Consider the following 16,999-nt stretch of genomic DNA (forward strand, 5'->3'; position numbering starts at 1 on the left):
GGCACTATATATTGTGTCTTGTGAATTAATTATTGGAGCTGTAAATGAAACCTGTTGTGATCAAACGAGATGGTAGTCAAGTCCCTTTTAATGCTTTACGCATTGCTGAAGCCGTTTTGAAAGCCTCTGGAGCTGCTCGTTGTAAAGGTGTCGATGCTTTTGCGATTGCTGCTGAAGTTGAAACAAGCTTGGTAGGACAAGAGCAAGTAGATATTCATTACATTCAAGATGCGGTTGAAGCGTGTTTGATGAAAAGTAATCATATTGAACTGGCGCGTATATATATTGAGTATCGTCACGATAGAGATATTGCACGAGAACGGAAAAGTCATTTAAACAGTGAAATAGACGGATTAATTGAACAAAGTAATGCATCATTATTAAATGAAAATGCCAATAAAGATGGCAAAGTCATTCCTACGCAACGCGATTTATTAGCTGGTATCGTCGCTAAGCATTATGCCAAGTCGCATATTTTGCCGCGTGATGTCGTGCGAGCACACGAAGCGGGTGAAATTCATTACCATGATTTAGATTATGCCCCTTTTTTCCCGATGTTTAATTGCATGTTGATTGATATTAAAGGCATGTTTACCGATGGTTTTAAAATGGGTAATGCAGAAATTGAACAGCCTAAGTCAATTTCAACCGCAACCGCAGTAACAGCACAAATTATTGCACAGGTCGCAAGCCACATTTACGGTGGAACCACCATTAATGGTATCGATACGATACTCGCTCCCTATGTAACCAAAAGCTTTGATAAGCATTTAAAAACCGCACAACAATGGCATATTGAAGATGCGCATACCTATGCAACGCAGCAAACAGAAATAGAATGTTATAACGCTTTTCAATCGCTAGAATATGAAGTGAATACGTTACACACAGCTAATGGACAAACCCCCTTTGTTACCTTTGGTTTTGGCTTAGGAAGTGATTGGCAGTCGCGTTTGATACAACAGTCAATTCTTAAAAATCGTATCGCTGGCTTAGGTAAAAATCGTAAAACAGCTATTTTCCCTAAATTAGTTTTTGCTATCAAAGATGGCTTAAATCATAAAGTTGACGATCAAAATTATGATATTAAGCAACTTGCACTCGAGTGTGCGTCAAAGCGTATGTACCCTGATATTTTAAATTACGATAAGGTAGTAGAGGTCACTGGATCCTTCAAAACACCAATGGGGTGTCGTAGTTTCCTCGATGTTTATTACCAAAAAAGTGGCTTAGATAAGGGGGAGTTAATTCATGATGGCAGAAATAATCTGGGTGTGGTGAGTCTCAACTTACCGCGTATTGCATTAGAAGCAGATGGTAATATCGAACGCTTTGATGAATTATTAAATACACGATTACTATTAGCTAAAAAAGCATTAGATACGCGTATTGAAAGGTTAAGTGAAGTTAAAGCCAGTGTGGCACCTATTCTATACATGGAAGGGGCTTGTGGTGTGCGTTTGAAAGCTGACGATTGTATTGCTGATATTTTTAAACATGGCCGAGCGTCAATTTCATTGGGTTACATTGGCTTACATGAAACGGTAAATGCCTTATACGGTAATGAAAAACATATCTTTGATTGCGCCACTAAGCAGCAAAAAGCATTACAAATCATCACGCGTTTAAAGCAAGCAACACAAGAGTGGAGTGAGCAATCAGGTTATGCATTTAGTTTGTACTCCACACCCTCTGAAAATTTATGTGACCGTTTCTGTCGTCTAGATGCTAAACGCTTTGGTGTATTAGAAGGGGTGACCGATAAAGGCTATTACACAAACTCCTTCCATTTAGATGTCGAAAAAGCAGTCAATCCTTACGATAAATTAGACTTTGAAATGGCATATCCACCGATCGCTAGCGGAGGTTTTATTTGCTACGGCGAATACCCGAATATGCAACACAACCTGAAAGCTTTGGAGGATGTATGGGATTATAGCTATACACGTGTTCCCTATTACGGCACCAATACACCAATCGATGAATGTTATGAATGTAGCTTTACTGGCGAGTTTGATTGTACAAGTAAGGGGTTTGTTTGCCCAAGTTGTGGTAACTCAGATCCAGATAAGGTGGCAGTTACACGCCGAGTTTGCGGCTATTTAGGCAGCCCAGATGCACGGCCATTTAATGAAGGTAAACAAGAGGAAGTTAAGCGACGCGTCAAGCATCTATAGTTTGTGGTTATTGTTCGCTGTCGTGGTTGTACTTTTAGCTTATTCGTCTGTGCTGATAAATTATTAGGACCGATTTTCTGTGTTCTACTAAAGAAAATGAACACACTGATAAAGCGGGCTCCAAGGATAAGATTCCATTGAATGTTTTGGTGGGCACTGACGAACTTAATATTAAGCAACTAACATTAAACAGTTAACACTAAGCAAATAAGAACTACTTATGAACTATTCAAAATATTACCCAATTGATGTGTTAAACGGGGAAGGTACCCGCTGTACACTTTTTGTGTCCGGTTGTATTCATAACTGTAAAGGTTGTTACAACCAATCGACTTGGTCTCCTGATGCGGGCGAGTTGTTTACTGATCAAGTTGCCGATCAAATTATCCAGGATCTCAATGATCAACGTATAAAAAAACAAGGGTTAACGTTATCCGGTGGAGACCCTTTGCATCCAGCAAATGTTGAGCAAGTTCTAAAGCTTATTCAGCGTGTTAAACGTGAATGTGAAGGTAAAGACATTTGGATGTGGACGGGGTATGTATTGTCGGAACTGAATAATAAACAAAAACAGATTATTGAGCTGGTGGATGTGTTGATTGATGGTAAGTTTGTAAAAGATCTTGCTGACCCATCATTAGCATGGCGCGGTAGTTCTAACCAAGTGGTACATTACTTGAGAAAAGCCTCTGTTAATAAGTAATAATAAATGTCCAGCAAAGCAATCAATGATAAAGCGAAGATCGATAAAATAATGACTGATACAGTAATAACCAATAAAGGAATACCCAGTAAAAGAGATACTAAAGTCGTGGCTTTAGGTGACGCTCAATTTACCTTTGCTGTGTATATTGCTAATCAACCGAAGATGCCTGAGTATCAGTCTTTGAGCTGTATTCAGCCTTTGCAAGTTGAGCAAATAGAATTAATTGGAAGGGCGTGTGGTAATGGGTGGCGTAAAGTATTTAATGTTTATGCCAAGCTTTTGTATGCGCTAGATACTACACATTTTAATTTTTCGACAATGGCACTAACGTGGCAACAATATCGAGATCAATTTTTATTACAAGCTCACAGCGGTACAGCATTAATATTTAGTCCTCCTCATCTAGCGTTTACTTCGATTTCGTCACAATCTGCGTTTTCAGATTTTCATCATAAGAGTGGCAACAGTACCGATACGAAAACCCATACCAATACTGTTAATAATACTCATAACAACTCCCATAACAAGACATTCCATATTATCTGTGGGCGAACTTATGCTAAAAAATTAATAAATGATGGTTTATTGACTGTCGACTTATCATGGTTGAATGAAGAGTTTGCGATTAATTTTGAACATGCGGTTATTGTTTGTCCTTATTTTGATTATCGACAATTATCCAATCAAAAAATACAGCGTTTATCTTTCCTATTAAGCGCGCTTGTAACAGGCTCTGACGAAGGTGTAATAGACACTGCAGAGTTCGAATAAGCTATTGATTATATTTATATCTCAGCTTTTTAATGGTTCATAATTTGGTTTAAATTCAATTAATTCGTTTATGTTTCTAAAACTTCGCTCATTTTTCGTTAATCCGTAGTATCTTTTCTATAAAACGAACTAGACTTAGCGACTCTGAATTTTTTTAAAGGAATGTGTATGGCAAACTTAATGGATACAGTTGATCAGCGTACGAATTTGGTTGGTGAAAATCGGTTAGAATTATTATTATTTCATCTCTTAGGTCGTCAACTGTTTGCTTTAAACGTATTTAAAGTAAAAGAAGTGGTGAAATTACCTTACCTTAATAAATTACCCAACTCTCATCCACATATCGATGGTGTTGCTACTATTCGTGGCGAATCCATTCCCGTTATCAATTTAAAAGCGGCCATCGGTCTGCAACCCTTGGTGCCCGATGAGCAATCAAATTTAATTATCACCGAATATAACCGAAGTGTTCAGGGCTTTTTGGTTGGGCCTGTCGATCATATTGTCAATATGACTTGGGGGGAGATTATGGAACCGCCTACTACGGTAGGTAGAGGACATTATTTAACTGCGATAACAAAGCTTAAAAGAAATGATAATGAAGAACTAGTTGAAATTATCGATGTAGAAAAGGTATTGGCTGAAATACTCGTTTATAAAGTGGATATTTCTGATGGTGTATTAGATGAAAGTATTATACCTGAATTTGTTGGTCGTAAAATTTTACATGCAGATGACTCTCCGACCGCTAGAAATCAAGTTGCTAGTACCTTAGAGCAATTAGGAGTTGAAATTATTCCTGCTAAAAACGGTCTAGAAGCATTGAATATTTTAAAAGGGTGGGCTGACCAAGGTAAAAAGATTGAAGATGAAATATTAATGCTGATCACCGATGCTGAAATGCCTGCAATGGATGGTTATAAATTAACTTCAGAGATTCGCAATGATCCGCGTATGTCGGACTTATTTGTGGTGCTTAACACTTCCTTAAGTGGTGACTTTAATAAAGCCATGGTAAAAAAGGTAGGCTGTAATGAGTTTCTCTCTAAGTTTCAGCCTGATTTGTTGGTAGAGTTAGTGCAGCAACGTTTAAAAGCAAAATTAAGCGAATAATTTAATTTGTTCGTTAAACGAACAAATTAGCAAACGTTGTTATGACTACTTCACATCGCTATCGCTTTTTGCCTTTACACGATTGCACATTATCTGCTTAAGCTTTACTCTAGCTTTTAATAGCTGCGTTGATCCTCGAATCAATAGCTTTTATAAATAGGTTTATACTCAGTAGAATATAAAAAATGAGATGCTGGTAACGTAAATCGCTTTAATAATATTAACTATTTCAATAACTTTAATAATGAAGACTAGACTAAAACATGAGTGATCAAAATTCTCCACAAACGGGAAGTGAGTCGGCAACAATCGAATCCCAAGAAACAAAACTAGTGCCGCCGCCACTGTATAGTGTGTTATTACATAATGATGATTATTCACCAATGGATTTTGTAATTGATGTGTTGCAACGCTTCTTCCGATTAGACCATGAAGCAGCTACGGAAGTAATGTTAAATGTACACTACAAAGGTGTCGGTGTTTGCGGTACATTCAGTGCTGAAATTGCAGAAACAAAAGTAATGCAAGTTAACAATTATGCAAAAGAAAATGAACATCCATTGAAATGTACGATGGAAAAAGAGAGTTAACTAAGCCGTTTTTTATTCCCACTCTCCTAAGGAGTCTCCATGCTAGATAAACCTTTAGAACATAGCCTCGATTTAGCTTTCCGTATTGCGTATGAAAAATACCATGAATTTATGACATTAGAGCATCTATTATTAGCTTTATTAGAAAATGAAGAAATAAAGAAAATTTTGCTAGCTTGTTCTGTTGATATTGTTTCTCTGCATATTGAATTAACGGAATTTTTAGATACTAACCCCAGTTTGCCTGAGGTTAAAAACCAAAAGCTAGAAATACAACCTACGATCGCTTTTGAGCGTGTACTGCAACGTGCTATTTTCCATGTGCAATCATCGGGAAAAACAGAAGTGAGTGCTGCTAACGTGCTAGTGGCTATTTTTAGTGAGCAAGAATCACAAGCGGCTTACTTTCTTAAAAAGTCTAATGTGTCACGCTTAGATGTGGTTAATTACCTTTCCCATGGCGTTGAAAAACACCCTGATACGGTGATCTTTCATGAACCTGAGCAGATTGAATCTAAAGTGGAAGAAAACGATGAAATGCCCTTTACCATTAATCTTAATGAGCAAGTGGTTGCTGGTATTATCGATCCCTTAATTGGTCGCGAAAAAGAATTAGAGCGTTGCGTGCAAATATTGTGTCGCCGCCGTAAAAATAACCCGTTATTAGTTGGTGAGTCCGGTGTTGGTAAAACCGCCATCGCAGAAGGGCTTGCGTACCGTATTGTACATAATGATGTACCGGAAGTAATTGATGATCATATTATTTACTCTTTAGATATGGGGGCATTATTAGCAGGTACAAAATACCGAGGTGAGTTTGAACAACGTTTCAAAACAGTATTAAAAAAATTACAAGATCAAAAAAATGCGATTTTATTTATTGATGAGATCCATACTATTATTGGTGCAGGGGCGGCAACGGGTGGGCAACTAGATGCTGCTAACCTATTAAAACCTTTATTAACGGGTGGCAAACTTCGTTGTATTGGTTCCACAACTTATAAAGAGTATGGCCAGGTTTTTGAAAAAGAACATGCCTTGGCGAGACGTTTCCAAAAAATAGATGTACTTGAACCTTCGGTTAAAGAAACTAGCCAAATTCTACTCGGTTTACGTTCACGTTACGAAGAACATCATAATATTCGTTATACTAACAAAGCATTGATGGCTGCCGCTGAGTTGAGCGCTAAATATATCAATGATCGCCAGTTGCCCGATAAAGCCATTGATGTGATAGATGAAGCCGGTTCGCAAATGCGTTTATTGCCTGTCAGCAAACGCAAAAAAACCATTGGTGTGGCTGAAATTGAAACCATTATTGCTAAAATCGCACGTATCCCAGAAAAATCCGTGTCTAGCTCAGACAAAGATGCACTGGAAAAATTACACGGTCGTTTGAAAATGACGGTTTTTGGCCAAGATACTGCTATTGATGCATTAACTGATGCTATTCATTTAAATCGTTCTGGTTTATCTGATGAATTAAAACCTGTGGGATCTTTTTTGTTTGCTGGCCCAACGGGGGTGGGTAAAACAGAAGTCACGCAGCAGTTAGCTAAAGCATTAGGCGTAGAGTTGTTACGTTTTGATATGTCCGAATACATGGAGAAACATACGGTATCAAGATTGATTGGTGCTCCTCCTGGTTATGTAGGGTATGAACAAGCAGGGTTATTAACTGATGCGGTAGTTAAACATCCCTATTCTGTGGTGCTGTTAGATGAAATAGAAAAAGCACACACTGACGTTTATAACATTCTGTTACAGGTAATGGATCATGCGACATTAACTGATAGTAACGGGCGCAAAGTTGATTTCAGAAACGTTATATTAGTCATGACAACCAATGCTGGGGTACAAGAAACAGTAAAACAAAGCATTGGCTTTAAAGAGCAAAAAGAGGGCGCTAAAGCGATGGATGAGATTAACAAAATATTCTCTCCTGAATTTAGAAATCGTCTTGATAATATTATTTGGTTTAATCACTTAGACTTAAAAGTAATTAGCCAAGTTGTAGATAAGTTCATTGTACAGTTACAAGTGCAGCTAGATAAAAAACAAGTGTCGCTAGAAGTTGATAGCAAAGCCCGTCATTGGTTAGCTGAGCATGGTTATGATAAAGCAATGGGGGCGAGACCCATGGGACGTTTAATTCAAGAGAAGCTTAAAAAACCGCTTGCGAATGAAATCTTATTTGGTGGATTACAAGAGGGTGGTAGTGTCTCAGTGCGTTTAAACGAAACCGCAGATGGTGTTGAGTTTATCTATGATAAAAAGACAGAGAAAGAAGTGGAAATGAGTAACTAATCATTTATTTGCTAATTTTTCTTTGCTCATGACGAATTTTAATTGTGACTACAAATTTTAGCCATAAAAAAACCAGCGATGAAGCTGGTTTTTTTATGACTACTTAAAGCCTGAGTTTGTTTCCGGCTAATTAACGAGCACGGAAAACAATACGACCTTTTGATAGATCGTAAGGGGTCAATTGAACTGTCACTTTATCGCCAGTTAGAATACGGATGTAGTTTTTACGCATTTTTCCTGAGATATGTGCAGTAACAACGTGACCGTTTTCTAATTCCACACGGAACATTGTATTAGGCAGAGTATCTAAGATAGTGCCTTGCATTTCAATACTGTCTTCTTTTGCCATTGGCGATGGATCCTTCGTATAGGTAAGTTGTGCTACTTTCAATCGGCGCATAATGCCAGAATAATTGGGAGTGGTAAAGGATTGTTGCTCATTAATCAAACTAAATAGTGAATGAAACTCTAATCAAAGGACTTCCATTGTTGGTTTATAAAGCGCTGATGTGGATTAAATTGATTTTTGTAATTCATTTTTTGGCAATTATGAATGTAATAGCCTAAATAAAGAAACGTTATATTTTTTTGTTTTGCTAAATCTAGCTGTTGTAAAACAGCATATTTTCCTAATGAATGTTCACGATAGTCAGGATCATAAAAGCAATAAAAAGCACTCCAATCGGTTGCTGAGCCTGTATATAATTGGTCTGTAACACTGACTGATATTAACTGTTCAGCATCATAGACTTCAACAAACAGCATTTCTCCCCAACTACATGCTAAAAAAGATTCAAATTGTTCTGAGCTAGCAGGATACATGACACCTTCTTTGTGAACCTGATTAATGTAACGTTCGTATAGAGGGTAGTAGGATGCTTTAGGGGCTGTGCTTATGGACGTTGTGAAATGTTTATTTTTGTTTACTAAGCGTTTTTGGCTTTTGGATAATTTGAAATTTTGACTATTCACACGTAATGATTCGCAACTATTACACTCGGGGCAATGTGGTCGATATACTTGATCACCACTACGCCTAAAGCCTATCGTCATTAATGCAGGATAATGTTGTTTTGCATGTACTGCAGGATCAACTAGCATAATGAGTTGTTCTTCTTTATTGGCTAAATAAGAACAAGCAAAAGCAGCGGTTAAGCCGACTCTTAGATCGGAAGCATTAGACATGGTGAACTTTATCCTTATCTTTAATATGATTAATTGTTGGTTGGATATTTTGCTATGTCTAGGATAAACAAAATTTTAATCCTGTCTTTATTTAAATAATACTTACTCAGTGTATCGTAAAATAGATAAATTTATTGTGCGAATCTGAAGGCTTTAATGCTCTGTCGGTATTTAAATTAAATAGCTATGTCAGCATGTTGCATCAAATTTTACTTCTGCATATTATTTTTATCATTGCTAATGAATGTGGAGGTTAACTATTTTTCCTTGAGCATGTAACATAAACTGTTTTCCTTAATTATCGATAAACATCAGCCAACTTCTAGCCATAAATTAATATGTGAGGCCTTATGACCGTTTACCAAACCATTCAAGATAAGCTAAAACAACGCTTTCAAGCTGATTATTTACAAGTAGAAAATGAAAGCCATAATCATTCTGTTCCACCTAACTCCGAAACTCATTTTAAGGTCACCCTAGTTTGCGAAGAGTTTGAAGGGGTGCGTTTGATCATGCGTCATCGTTTAGTTAATGAATTACTTGCTGAAGAACTTGCTGGACCGGTACATGCATTAGCGATGCATACTTACACGCCTGCTCAATGGGCCGAGAAAAATCAAGTTTCACCTAATTCGGCACAATGTTTAGGTGGTGGCAAATAAAAGCGTAGTATTGCTTTTCTATAAAACGCGAGAGAAAAGCTAAATTGCCAAAGTGTTAATGGACTCTCTACATTTTGTTACACTTTTTTTATTAAATTTGAACTTACTACGGTTAGCTTTTTATTTGATATAGCAATTAGCCCCTCTCTAATGTTAATATTTGCGAGAATTTTTTAGCGTACGTGTTAATTGTTTGTTAATAGCAATCGATTGCATGTAATGTTTTATTGCCGAAAGGCATCTAACTTTCCTCCCGTAACATAGTGCAAGAGAATATGATTACTATAAAAAAAGGACTGGACCTCCCTATATCAGGAGCGCCAGAGCAAGTCATTCAAAATGGCCCTGCCATTTCTGAAGTTGCTATACTGGGTGAAGAATACGTTGGTATGCGTCCGTCAATGGCTGTTAAAGTCGGCGACAGCGTAAAAAAAGGGCAAGTTTTATTTTCTGATAAGAAAAATGAAGGTGTACTTTTTACCGCTCCAGCGTCTGGTGTAGTGAAAGAAATAAACCGTGGTGCTAAACGTGTACTGCAATCTGTTGTTATCTCCATACAGGGCAATGATTGTGTGCAATTTGCTAAGTATGAAAGTAAACAATTAGCAAATCTTGAACGCAGTAAAATAGTTGCAAACTTAGTTGAATCTGGCGCGTGGACTGCATTACGTACTCGCCCATTCAGTAAAGTACCTGCTATTGATGCTCAACCGACTTCTATTTTTGTGACGGCAATGGATACTAATCCATTAGCTGCAGATGCAACGATTATCATCAATGAAAATCAACAAGCCTTTACCGATGGACTAGCGATTTTATCGCATTTAACATCGGGCAAAGTGTATGTTTGTAAAGGTGAAGCTGTATTACCTAAAAGCGCGGTGGCAACTGTTGAAGAAAAAATCTTTACCGGTGTTCATCCTGCTGGTTTAGCGGGTACACATATTCACTTTATCGATCCCGTTTCTGCTACTAAGCAAGTTTGGTCAATCAACTACCAAGATGTGATTGCATTTGGTCAGTTATTTACCACTGGTGAGTTATACAGTAACAAAGTGATTTCTATCGCAGGCCCTGCTGTTACTAAGCCTCGTCTAGTACGTACGTTAGTCGGTGCATCGGTGTCTGAACTTACCGCTGGTGAGCTAATCGCAGGACAAGTTCGTGTGATTTCTGGGTCGGTACTATGTGGTGTTACAGCAATAGGTCCACATGCATATTTAGGCCGTTACCATAACCAAGTTTCAGCATTGATTGAAGGTTATGAGAAAGAGTTATTTGGCTGGGGCGTGCCTGGCTTAAATAAACACTCTGTTTCTGGTGCATTTTTATCTGCGTTAAATCGTGCGAAAAAATTCGCATTTACTACCACTACTGGCGGTAGTAAGCGTGCGATGGTACCAATCGGCCAATACGAACGTGTAATGCCATTAGATATTTTACCAACGGTATTATTGCGTGACTTGATCGTTGGTGATACCGATGGTGCACAAACGTTAGGCTGCCTAGAGTTGGATGAAGAAGATTTAGCACTATGTACTTATGCTTGCCCAGGCAAATATGAATACGGTTCAATCTTGCGCTCATGTCTAAGTAAAATTGAGAAGGAAGGCTAATAATGAGTCTTAAGAACTTAATTGAAAAAATGGAACCGCATTTCGAAGCAGGGGGCCGTTATGAAAAATGGTACGCACTGTATGAAGCTGCTGCAACATTTTTTTATACTCCTGGTTATGTGACCAAAGGTATTACTCACGTTCGCGATAGTATTGATCTTAAACGCATGATGATTTTTGTTTGGTTAGCAACATTCCCAGCCATGTTTTACGGTATGTACAACACGGGTGTACAAGCTAATGAAGCAATTGTTGCCGGTTACTCTGCTCTAGAAGATTGGCGTGTTGCGTTATTGGATATACTAGGAGTCACACTTGGCTCTGGTGCAAGTTTATTTGATAACTTTCTGTTTGGTGCCGCTTATTTCTTACCTATTTATGCTGTTACTTTTATAGTTGGTGGCTTCTGGGAAGTGTTATTTGCGAGTGTACGTAAGCATGAAGTAAATGAAGGTTTCTTTGTTTCTTCTGTCTTATTTGCTCTGATCGTACCGGCAACCATTCCGCTATGGCAAGTTGCTTTAGGTATTACCTTTGGTGTTGTCGTTGCTAAAGAGATCTTTGGTGGTACTGGTCGTAACTTCTTAAACCCTGCTCTTGCGGGCCGTGCATTCTTATTCTTTGCTTACCCAACGGATATTTCAGGTGATGCGGTTTGGACTGCTGTAGATGGTTTCTCTGGCGCTACATCATTAAGTGTGATGTCTCAAGGTGGTTTAGAAGCTGTTCAATCTAACCTATCTTGGATGGATGCTTTCCTTGGTAATATGCAAGGTAGTATTGGTGAGGTTTCTACGCTGGCTATTTTGATCGGTGGTGCCTTTATTGTGATCACGCGTATTGCTTCATGGCGTATCATTTCAGGTGTTATGATCGGTATGATTGCGACCTCATTATTATTTAATGTGATTGGCAGTGATACAAACCACATGTTCCAATTACCTTGGTACTGGCATTTAGTCATGGGTGGTTTTGCCTTTGGTATGATATTTATGGCAACCGACCCGGTATCGGCATCATTTACTAACAAAGGTAAATGGTACTACGGTATTCTGATTGGTTTGATGGTGGTATTAATTCGTGTTGTAAATCCAGCCTTCCCTGAAGGTATGATGTTAGCTATTTTATTCGCTAACTTATTTGCACCGTTATTCGATTACTTTGTGGTGCAAGGCAATATCAAACGGAGGCTAGCACGTAATGTCTAATCAACAAGAAACATTTGGCAGAACGATTATTGTAGTACTGGCAGTTTGTCTAGTATGTTCAATTATTGTTGCTGGTGCTGCAGTTGGCTTACGTCCAATGCAAATCGCTAATAAAGAGATCGATAAGCAAAAGAATATTCTTGCCGTTGCTGGTTTAACGACCGATAAATCAACCAAAGAAATTTTTGCATCAAATATTGAAACTAAATTAGTTGATATAGAAACGGGTGAATTTGTAACTGATCTTAGTAAAGAAGAAGTTGCTAAATATGACCAACGTAAAGCATCAAAAGATCCTGAGAAGAGTGTTAAATTAACTGCTGATCAAAATATCGCTAAAATAAACCGTCGTGCTAATTTAGCGACTGTGTATTTAGTGTCTGATGATAACGGTCAATTACAACGTATTATCCTGCCTGTACACGGCGCTGGTTTATGGTCAACTATGTATGCGTTTGTTGCTGTAAAGCCTGATGGTAATACGATTGATGCCATCACTTACTATGAACAGGGTGAAACGCCTGGACTAGGTGGTGAAGTTGAAAACCCTCGCTGGCGTGGGCTGTTTGTTGGTAAAGAATTATTCGATGCTGACGGTAACCCTGCTATTAAAATTGTTAAAGGACAAGCTGCTGCTGGTTCTAAACATGAAATTGATGGTTTATCTGGGGCAACACTAACCAGTGTTGGCGTAGAGCATACCTTTACTTTCTGGTTAGGTGAGCAAGGGTTTGGTCCATTTCTTAGCAAAGTTCGTAAAGGAGCGCTAAACAATGGCTAAATCAAGTGAATTAAAAGAAGTACTAACTTCTCCGGTAGTAAGCAATAACCCAATTGCGCTGCAAGTGTTAGGTGTTTGTTCTGCATTAGCGGTAACAGCCACATTACAAAACGCAGTAGTAATGACTTTAGCGGTATTGTTTGTAACGGCTTTCTCTAACTTATTTATTTCGTCAATACGTAACTACATTCCTAACAGTGTACGTATCATCGTACAGATGGCAATTATTGCTTCGTTAGTAATCGTAGTAGACCAAGCGTTAAAAGCATTTGCTTTTGGCATCTCTAAGCAGTTATCTGTTTATGTTGGTCTGATCATTACAAACTGTATTGTAATGGGACGTGCTGAAGCATTTGCAATGAAAAACAAACCTTTCCCAAGTTTCATGGATGGTATTGGTAACGGTTTAGGTTACGGCTTAATCCTTGTTTTAGTGGGGGCTGTTCGTGAACTATTTGGTTCAGGTGCTCTGTTCGGTATTGAAATCTTACCGTTGATTTCAAATGGCGGCTGGTATCAAAGTAATGGTTTATTACTTCTACCTCCTAGTGCCTTCTTTATTATAGGTGGCATTATCTGGGCAATTCGAGTAATTAAACCAGAACAAGTTGAGCCAAAGGAGTAATTTGAATGGAACATTATCTTAGTTTATTTGTGCGTTCTATTTTCATTGAAAATATGGCACTCGCTTTCTTCTTAGGCATGTGTACTTTCCTTGCTGTTTCTAAGAAAGTTAAAACATCAATGGGTCTAGGTGTAGCAGTAATTGTAGTATTAGGTATTTCTGTACCTGCTAACCAAATTATCTACTTTAACCTATTAGCACCTGGTGCACTTGATTGGGCAGGTTTCCCTGATGCGGATTTAAGCTTTTTAGGCTTTATTACGTTTATCGGTGTGATTGCTGCTTTAGTACAAATTTTGGAAATGGTATTGGATAAATACTTCCCAGCTTTGTATCAAGCATTAGGTATATTTTTACCACTTATTACTGTTAACTGTGCCATCTTCGGTGGTGTATCGTTTATGGTTCAACGTGAGTATAACTTACTAGAATCAGCTGTTTACGGTATTGGTAGTGGTGTTGGTTGGACGCTTGCGATTGTTGCGCTAGCGGGTATCCGTGAAAAAATGAAATACTCTGACGTGCCAGATGGTTTACGTGGTTTAGGTATTACATTTATCACAGCGGGTCTTATGGCATTAGGTTTTATGTCATTCTCTGGTATCCAACTGTAATCGTTGCTGTTTTAGCTTAAATGAATTCGGGGGAATTTATTCCTCCTCAAAACAAGGAAAAAGTCGAAGATGGACAATAATATTGAAATCTTTCTCGGCGTTGCCATGTTTACAATTATTGTTTTGGCGTTAGTCGTTATTATTTTATCGGCAAAAGCAAAACTTGTAAGCACAGGTGATATTACAATTTCTATCAATGATGATGCTGATAAAAGTATTAAGACTCAAGCAGGTGGTAAGTTATTAGGTGCGTTAGCTAATGCTGGTGTATTTGTTTCTTCTGCATGTGGCGGTGGTGGTACTTGTGGTCAGTGTCGTGTGAAAATTAAATCAGGTGGTGGTGACATTTTACCAACAGAGCTTGATCACATTACTAAACGTGAAGCAAAAGAAGGTGAGCGTTTATCATGTCAGGTTAGTGTTAAAGAAGACATGGACATTGAATTACCAGAAGAAATCTTTGGTGTTAAAAAATGGGAATGTGAAGTTATCTCCAACGGTAACGAAGCTACCTTTATTAAAGAACTTAAATTACAAATTCCTGATGGTGAATCTGTACCGTTTAAAGCTGGTGGTTACATTCAAATTGAAGCACCTGCTCACCATATCAAATATAAAGATTTTGATATTGAAGAACAGTACCGTGGTGATTGGGAACACTTTAAATTCTTTGATTTAGAATCAAAAGTTGACGAAGAAACTATTCGCGCTTATTCAATGGCTAACTATCCTGGTGAAGAAGGCATTATCATGTTGAACGTGCGTATCGCTACGCCACCGCCACGTGATCTGTCATTACCTTGTGGTAAAATGTCATCGTTTATCTTTAGCTTAAAAGCGGGCGATAAAGTCACTATTTCTGGGCCATTTGGTGAGTTCTTTGCTAAAGAAACTGAAAATGAAATGGTATTTATCGGTGGTGGTGCGGGTATGGCGCCAATGCGTTCACATATCTTTGATCAGTTCCGTCGCTTAAAAACAACGCGTAAAGCAAGTTTCTGGTACGGCGCGCGTTCTAAACGTGAAATGTTCTATGTTGAAGATTTTGATGCGATTGCAGCGGAAAATGAAAACTTCGAATGGCACGTAGCATTAAGTGATCCACAACCTGAAGATAATTGGGATGGTTACACTGGTTTCATTCATAACGTACTGTATGAAAATTATCTTAAAGACCATGACGCTCCTGAAGATTGTGAGTTCTACATGTGTGGTCCACCAGTGATGAATGCAGCGGTTATTGCTATGCTTAAAGATCTAGGCGTAGAAGACGAAAACATCTTACTTGATGACTTCGGCGGTTAACCCTGATGATTCAATCATCAATTAAATGGCTAGCCTTAATAGGGCTGGCCTTTTTTATATCTTCGTGCTCAAAACCCGAACAGCAGTTATTGCAGATCCAGGGGCAAACCATGGGCACTTATTATCAAGTCACTTATGCGCTCTCTAGTGAACAGTCAGAGGATAAGCAATATTCAATTCAACATTTACAGACTTTAATTGATCAGCAACTAGAGTTAGTCAACGATCAAATGTCCACCTATCGTCCTCAATCAGAGTTGTCATTATTTAATAAAAGTGAACGCGCTTTTGAAGTTTCCGATGCGACGATTAAAGTGGTTAAACGTGCCCTTCAGGTTTATCAACAAAGTGGTGGTGCGTTTGATGTAACAGTGGGGCCGTTAGTCAATTTGTGGGGATTTGGGCCAGACAAAAAGCCTAATAAAGTACCTAGTGCTGAATTAATTGAACAAACTAAACAAAAAATAGGTAGCCAATACTTGTCTATCGAAGGTAATCGTTTAGTAAAAGCAAAACCAGAACTCTATGTTGATCTGTCTTCAATCGCTAAAGGGTATGGGGTTGATGTGATTGCAGAGTTGTTAACTAAACAGGGTATCACAAACTATTTAGTGGATATTGGTGGTGAACTACGAGCAAGTGGAACTAAGCTTAATAACGCACCATGGACATTAGCTGTAGAGCGCCCTGAGTTTGGACAAAATGTACAACGCTTACTACATATTGGTGATAATGCGATCGCTACATCCGGCGATTACCGTAATTATTTTGAGTTTGATGGTATTCGTTATTCGCATACGATTGATCCTGCTACAGGTCGCCCTATCAGTCACAAACTCGTTTCTGTCACCGTAATCGATAAAAGCAGTATGGTCGCCGATGCATTAGCTACGGCTATTACTGTATTAGGACCTGAAAATGGGTTAAAATTTGCTAATAAGCTAAATCAGCCTGTCTTTTTGTTGATCAAGCAAGACGATGGATTCATTGAATCTTATACGCCAGCGTTTGAACCATTTTTTGTAGAGGAAGAATAATGATCTATTTTGTTGCTACGTTTGTTGTTTTCTTATTAGTAATTGTTGCGATGGCAATAGGCTATATTGTTAATCAAAAAACGATTGGGGGAAGCTGTGGTGGTTTAGCCTCTGTCGGTATTGATAAAGAATGCGATTGTCCTGAACCTTGTGATAACCGTAAGAAGAAAGAAGCAGAAGAAGCCCGTTCTCAGAAACTTCAAGCTGAAACTCGTATTATATAATCTTCTTGTACATTAGTATCAAAAGGTAGCCTTGCTATTCTTGTATGTCATTGTGTGACGATACCAAGTAATAGGTAA

Annotated in this window: 17 protein-coding genes; 15 read left to right on the forward strand and 2 right to left on the reverse strand. The window is 38.3% G+C overall.

The features are described 5' to 3' along the window. The first annotated feature begins 44 nt into the window (after positions 1–44). The 6 genes from nrdD (at position 45) to clpA (ending at position 7,664) form a co-directional block, all read left to right on the forward strand. A complete protein-coding gene (gene nrdD / locus H5084_RS02610) occupies positions 45–2,177 on the forward strand; it encodes an anaerobic ribonucleoside-triphosphate reductase (RefSeq protein ID WP_182689450.1) in 2,133 nt (710 codons plus the stop codon). Between the two features lie 220 nt (positions 2,178–2,397). Further along, on the forward strand, positions 2,398–2,880 hold the full coding sequence (nrdG, locus tag H5084_RS02615) for an anaerobic ribonucleoside-triphosphate reductase-activating protein (RefSeq protein WP_182689451.1): 483 nt from the start codon (positions 2,398–2,400) through the stop codon (positions 2,878–2,880). Between the two features lie 6 nt (positions 2,881–2,886). Next, positions 2,887–3,654 carry a DUF6942 family protein gene (locus H5084_RS02620; protein ID WP_409077624.1) on the forward strand — a complete coding sequence of 256 codons (768 nt, stop codon included), beginning with the start codon at positions 2,887–2,889 and terminating at the stop codon, positions 3,652–3,654. Positions 3,655–3,822: 168 nt separating this feature from the next. Next, positions 3,823–4,767, forward strand: coding sequence for a chemotaxis protein CheV (locus H5084_RS02625; protein ID WP_182689452.1), 945 nt, complete (start codon positions 3,823–3,825; stop codon positions 4,765–4,767). A gap of 263 nt (positions 4,768–5,030) precedes the next feature. Next, complete coding sequence (clpS, locus tag H5084_RS02630) at positions 5,031–5,357, forward strand: ATP-dependent Clp protease adapter ClpS (protein WP_028870205.1); 327 nt, start codon at positions 5,031–5,033, stop codon at positions 5,355–5,357. A gap of 39 nt (positions 5,358–5,396) precedes the next feature. Next, complete coding sequence (gene clpA / locus H5084_RS02635) at positions 5,397–7,664, forward strand: ATP-dependent Clp protease ATP-binding subunit ClpA (protein ID WP_028870206.1); 2,268 nt, start codon at positions 5,397–5,399, stop codon at positions 7,662–7,664. A gap of 130 nt (positions 7,665–7,794) precedes the next feature. Here the strand turns inward: clpA and infA are convergent, their stop codons facing one another. After that, positions 7,795–8,013: a translation initiation factor IF-1 gene (gene infA, locus H5084_RS02640; protein WP_007419779.1), complete on the reverse strand. Its 219-nt coding sequence runs from the start codon at positions 8,011–8,013 to the stop codon at positions 7,795–7,797. A 119-nt stretch (positions 8,014–8,132) separates the two neighbouring features. Further along, positions 8,133–8,849 (reverse strand): arginyltransferase, encoded by a 717-nt coding sequence (locus tag H5084_RS02645; protein WP_182689453.1) that lies wholly within the window; start codon positions 8,847–8,849, stop codon positions 8,133–8,135. A gap of 350 nt (positions 8,850–9,199) precedes the next feature. On the opposite strand from H5084_RS02645, the gene H5084_RS02650 reads away from it, so the two are divergent. The 9 genes from H5084_RS02650 (at position 9,200) to nqrM (ending at position 16,921) form a co-directional block, all read left to right on the forward strand. Next, positions 9,200–9,511, forward strand: a complete 312-nt coding sequence (locus H5084_RS02650) for a BolA family transcriptional regulator (protein ID WP_182689454.1) — start codon at positions 9,200–9,202, stop codon at positions 9,509–9,511. Between the two features lie 275 nt (positions 9,512–9,786). Beyond that, positions 9,787–11,127, forward strand: coding sequence for a Na(+)-translocating NADH-quinone reductase subunit A (locus H5084_RS02655; protein WP_182689455.1), 1,341 nt, complete (start codon positions 9,787–9,789; stop codon positions 11,125–11,127). A gap of 2 nt (positions 11,128–11,129) precedes the next feature. Continuing rightward, entirely contained in the window at positions 11,130–12,335 is a 1,206-nt protein-coding gene (locus H5084_RS02660; RefSeq protein ID WP_028870210.1) for an NADH:ubiquinone reductase (Na(+)-transporting) subunit B, read from the forward strand. Continuing rightward, on the forward strand, positions 12,328–13,116 hold the full coding sequence (locus H5084_RS02665) for a Na(+)-translocating NADH-quinone reductase subunit C (RefSeq protein ID WP_028870211.1): 789 nt from the start codon (positions 12,328–12,330) through the stop codon (positions 13,114–13,116). The genes H5084_RS02660 and H5084_RS02665 overlap by 8 nt, the downstream gene beginning before the upstream one ends. Further along, entirely contained in the window at positions 13,109–13,741 is a 633-nt protein-coding gene (locus H5084_RS02670; protein WP_028870212.1) for an NADH:ubiquinone reductase (Na(+)-transporting) subunit D, read from the forward strand. The genes H5084_RS02665 and H5084_RS02670 overlap by 8 nt, the downstream gene beginning before the upstream one ends. Before the next feature lie 5 nt (positions 13,742–13,746). Beyond that, positions 13,747–14,355 carry an NADH:ubiquinone reductase (Na(+)-transporting) subunit E gene (gene nqrE, locus H5084_RS02675; protein ID WP_028870213.1) on the forward strand — a complete coding sequence of 203 codons (609 nt, stop codon included), beginning with the start codon at positions 13,747–13,749 and terminating at the stop codon, positions 14,353–14,355. A gap of 69 nt (positions 14,356–14,424) precedes the next feature. Next, positions 14,425–15,660, forward strand: a complete 1,236-nt coding sequence (gene nqrF / locus H5084_RS02680; protein ID WP_037072264.1) for an NADH:ubiquinone reductase (Na(+)-transporting) subunit F — start codon at positions 14,425–14,427, stop codon at positions 15,658–15,660. 110 nt (positions 15,661–15,770) lie between these two features. Beyond that, the gene (locus H5084_RS02685; protein WP_310735728.1) at positions 15,771–16,697 is read left to right on the forward strand and encodes an FAD:protein FMN transferase; all 927 of its coding nucleotides are present in this window, start codon (positions 15,771–15,773) and stop codon (positions 16,695–16,697) included. Further along, positions 16,697–16,921 carry a (Na+)-NQR maturation NqrM gene (nqrM, locus tag H5084_RS02690; RefSeq protein ID WP_182689457.1) on the forward strand — a complete coding sequence of 75 codons (225 nt, stop codon included), beginning with the start codon at positions 16,697–16,699 and terminating at the stop codon, positions 16,919–16,921. Before H5084_RS02685 ends, nqrM begins: the two co-directional genes overlap by 1 nt. Positions 16,922–16,999: the final 78 nt, after the last annotated feature.

This window comes from Psychromonas sp. SR45-3 (assembly GCF_014163575.1).
Lineage (GTDB): Bacteria > Pseudomonadota > Gammaproteobacteria > Enterobacterales > Psychromonadaceae > Psychromonas > Psychromonas arctica.

What these genes read in the sequence shown, in the direction of transcription:
- nrdD (WP_182689450.1), top strand. Translation starts at nt 45, where the DNA reads ATGAAACCTGTTGTGATCAAACGAGATGGTAGTCAAGTCCCTTTTAAT.
- nrdG (WP_182689451.1), top strand. Translation starts at nt 2,398, where the DNA reads ATGAACTATTCAAAATATTACCCAATTGATGTGTTAAACGGGGAAGGT.
- H5084_RS02620 (WP_409077624.1), top strand. Translation starts at nt 2,887, where the DNA reads ATGTCCAGCAAAGCAATCAATGATAAAGCGAAGATCGATAAAATAATG.
- H5084_RS02625 (WP_182689452.1), top strand. Translation starts at nt 3,823, where the DNA reads ATGGCAAACTTAATGGATACAGTTGATCAGCGTACGAATTTGGTTGGT.
- clpS (WP_028870205.1), top strand. Translation starts at nt 5,031, where the DNA reads ATGAGTGATCAAAATTCTCCACAAACGGGAAGTGAGTCGGCAACAATC.
- clpA (WP_028870206.1), top strand. Translation starts at nt 5,397, where the DNA reads ATGCTAGATAAACCTTTAGAACATAGCCTCGATTTAGCTTTCCGTATT.
- infA (WP_007419779.1), bottom strand. Translation starts at nt 8,013, where the DNA reads ATGGCAAAAGAAGACAGTATTGAAATGCAAGGCACTATCTTAGATACT.
- H5084_RS02645 (WP_182689453.1), bottom strand. Translation starts at nt 8,849, where the DNA reads ATGTCTAATGCTTCCGATCTAAGAGTCGGCTTAACCGCTGCTTTTGCT.
- H5084_RS02650 (WP_182689454.1), top strand. Translation starts at nt 9,200, where the DNA reads ATGACCGTTTACCAAACCATTCAAGATAAGCTAAAACAACGCTTTCAA.
- H5084_RS02655 (WP_182689455.1), top strand. Translation starts at nt 9,787, where the DNA reads ATGATTACTATAAAAAAAGGACTGGACCTCCCTATATCAGGAGCGCCA.
- H5084_RS02660 (WP_028870210.1), top strand. Translation starts at nt 11,130, where the DNA reads ATGAGTCTTAAGAACTTAATTGAAAAAATGGAACCGCATTTCGAAGCA.
- H5084_RS02665 (WP_028870211.1), top strand. Translation starts at nt 12,328, where the DNA reads ATGTCTAATCAACAAGAAACATTTGGCAGAACGATTATTGTAGTACTG.
- H5084_RS02670 (WP_028870212.1), top strand. Translation starts at nt 13,109, where the DNA reads ATGGCTAAATCAAGTGAATTAAAAGAAGTACTAACTTCTCCGGTAGTA.
- nqrE (WP_028870213.1), top strand. Translation starts at nt 13,747, where the DNA reads ATGGAACATTATCTTAGTTTATTTGTGCGTTCTATTTTCATTGAAAAT.
- nqrF (WP_037072264.1), top strand. Translation starts at nt 14,425, where the DNA reads ATGGACAATAATATTGAAATCTTTCTCGGCGTTGCCATGTTTACAATT.
- H5084_RS02685 (WP_310735728.1), top strand. Translation starts at nt 15,771, where the DNA reads ATGGGCACTTATTATCAAGTCACTTATGCGCTCTCTAGTGAACAGTCA.
- nqrM (WP_182689457.1), top strand. Translation starts at nt 16,697, where the DNA reads ATGATCTATTTTGTTGCTACGTTTGTTGTTTTCTTATTAGTAATTGTT.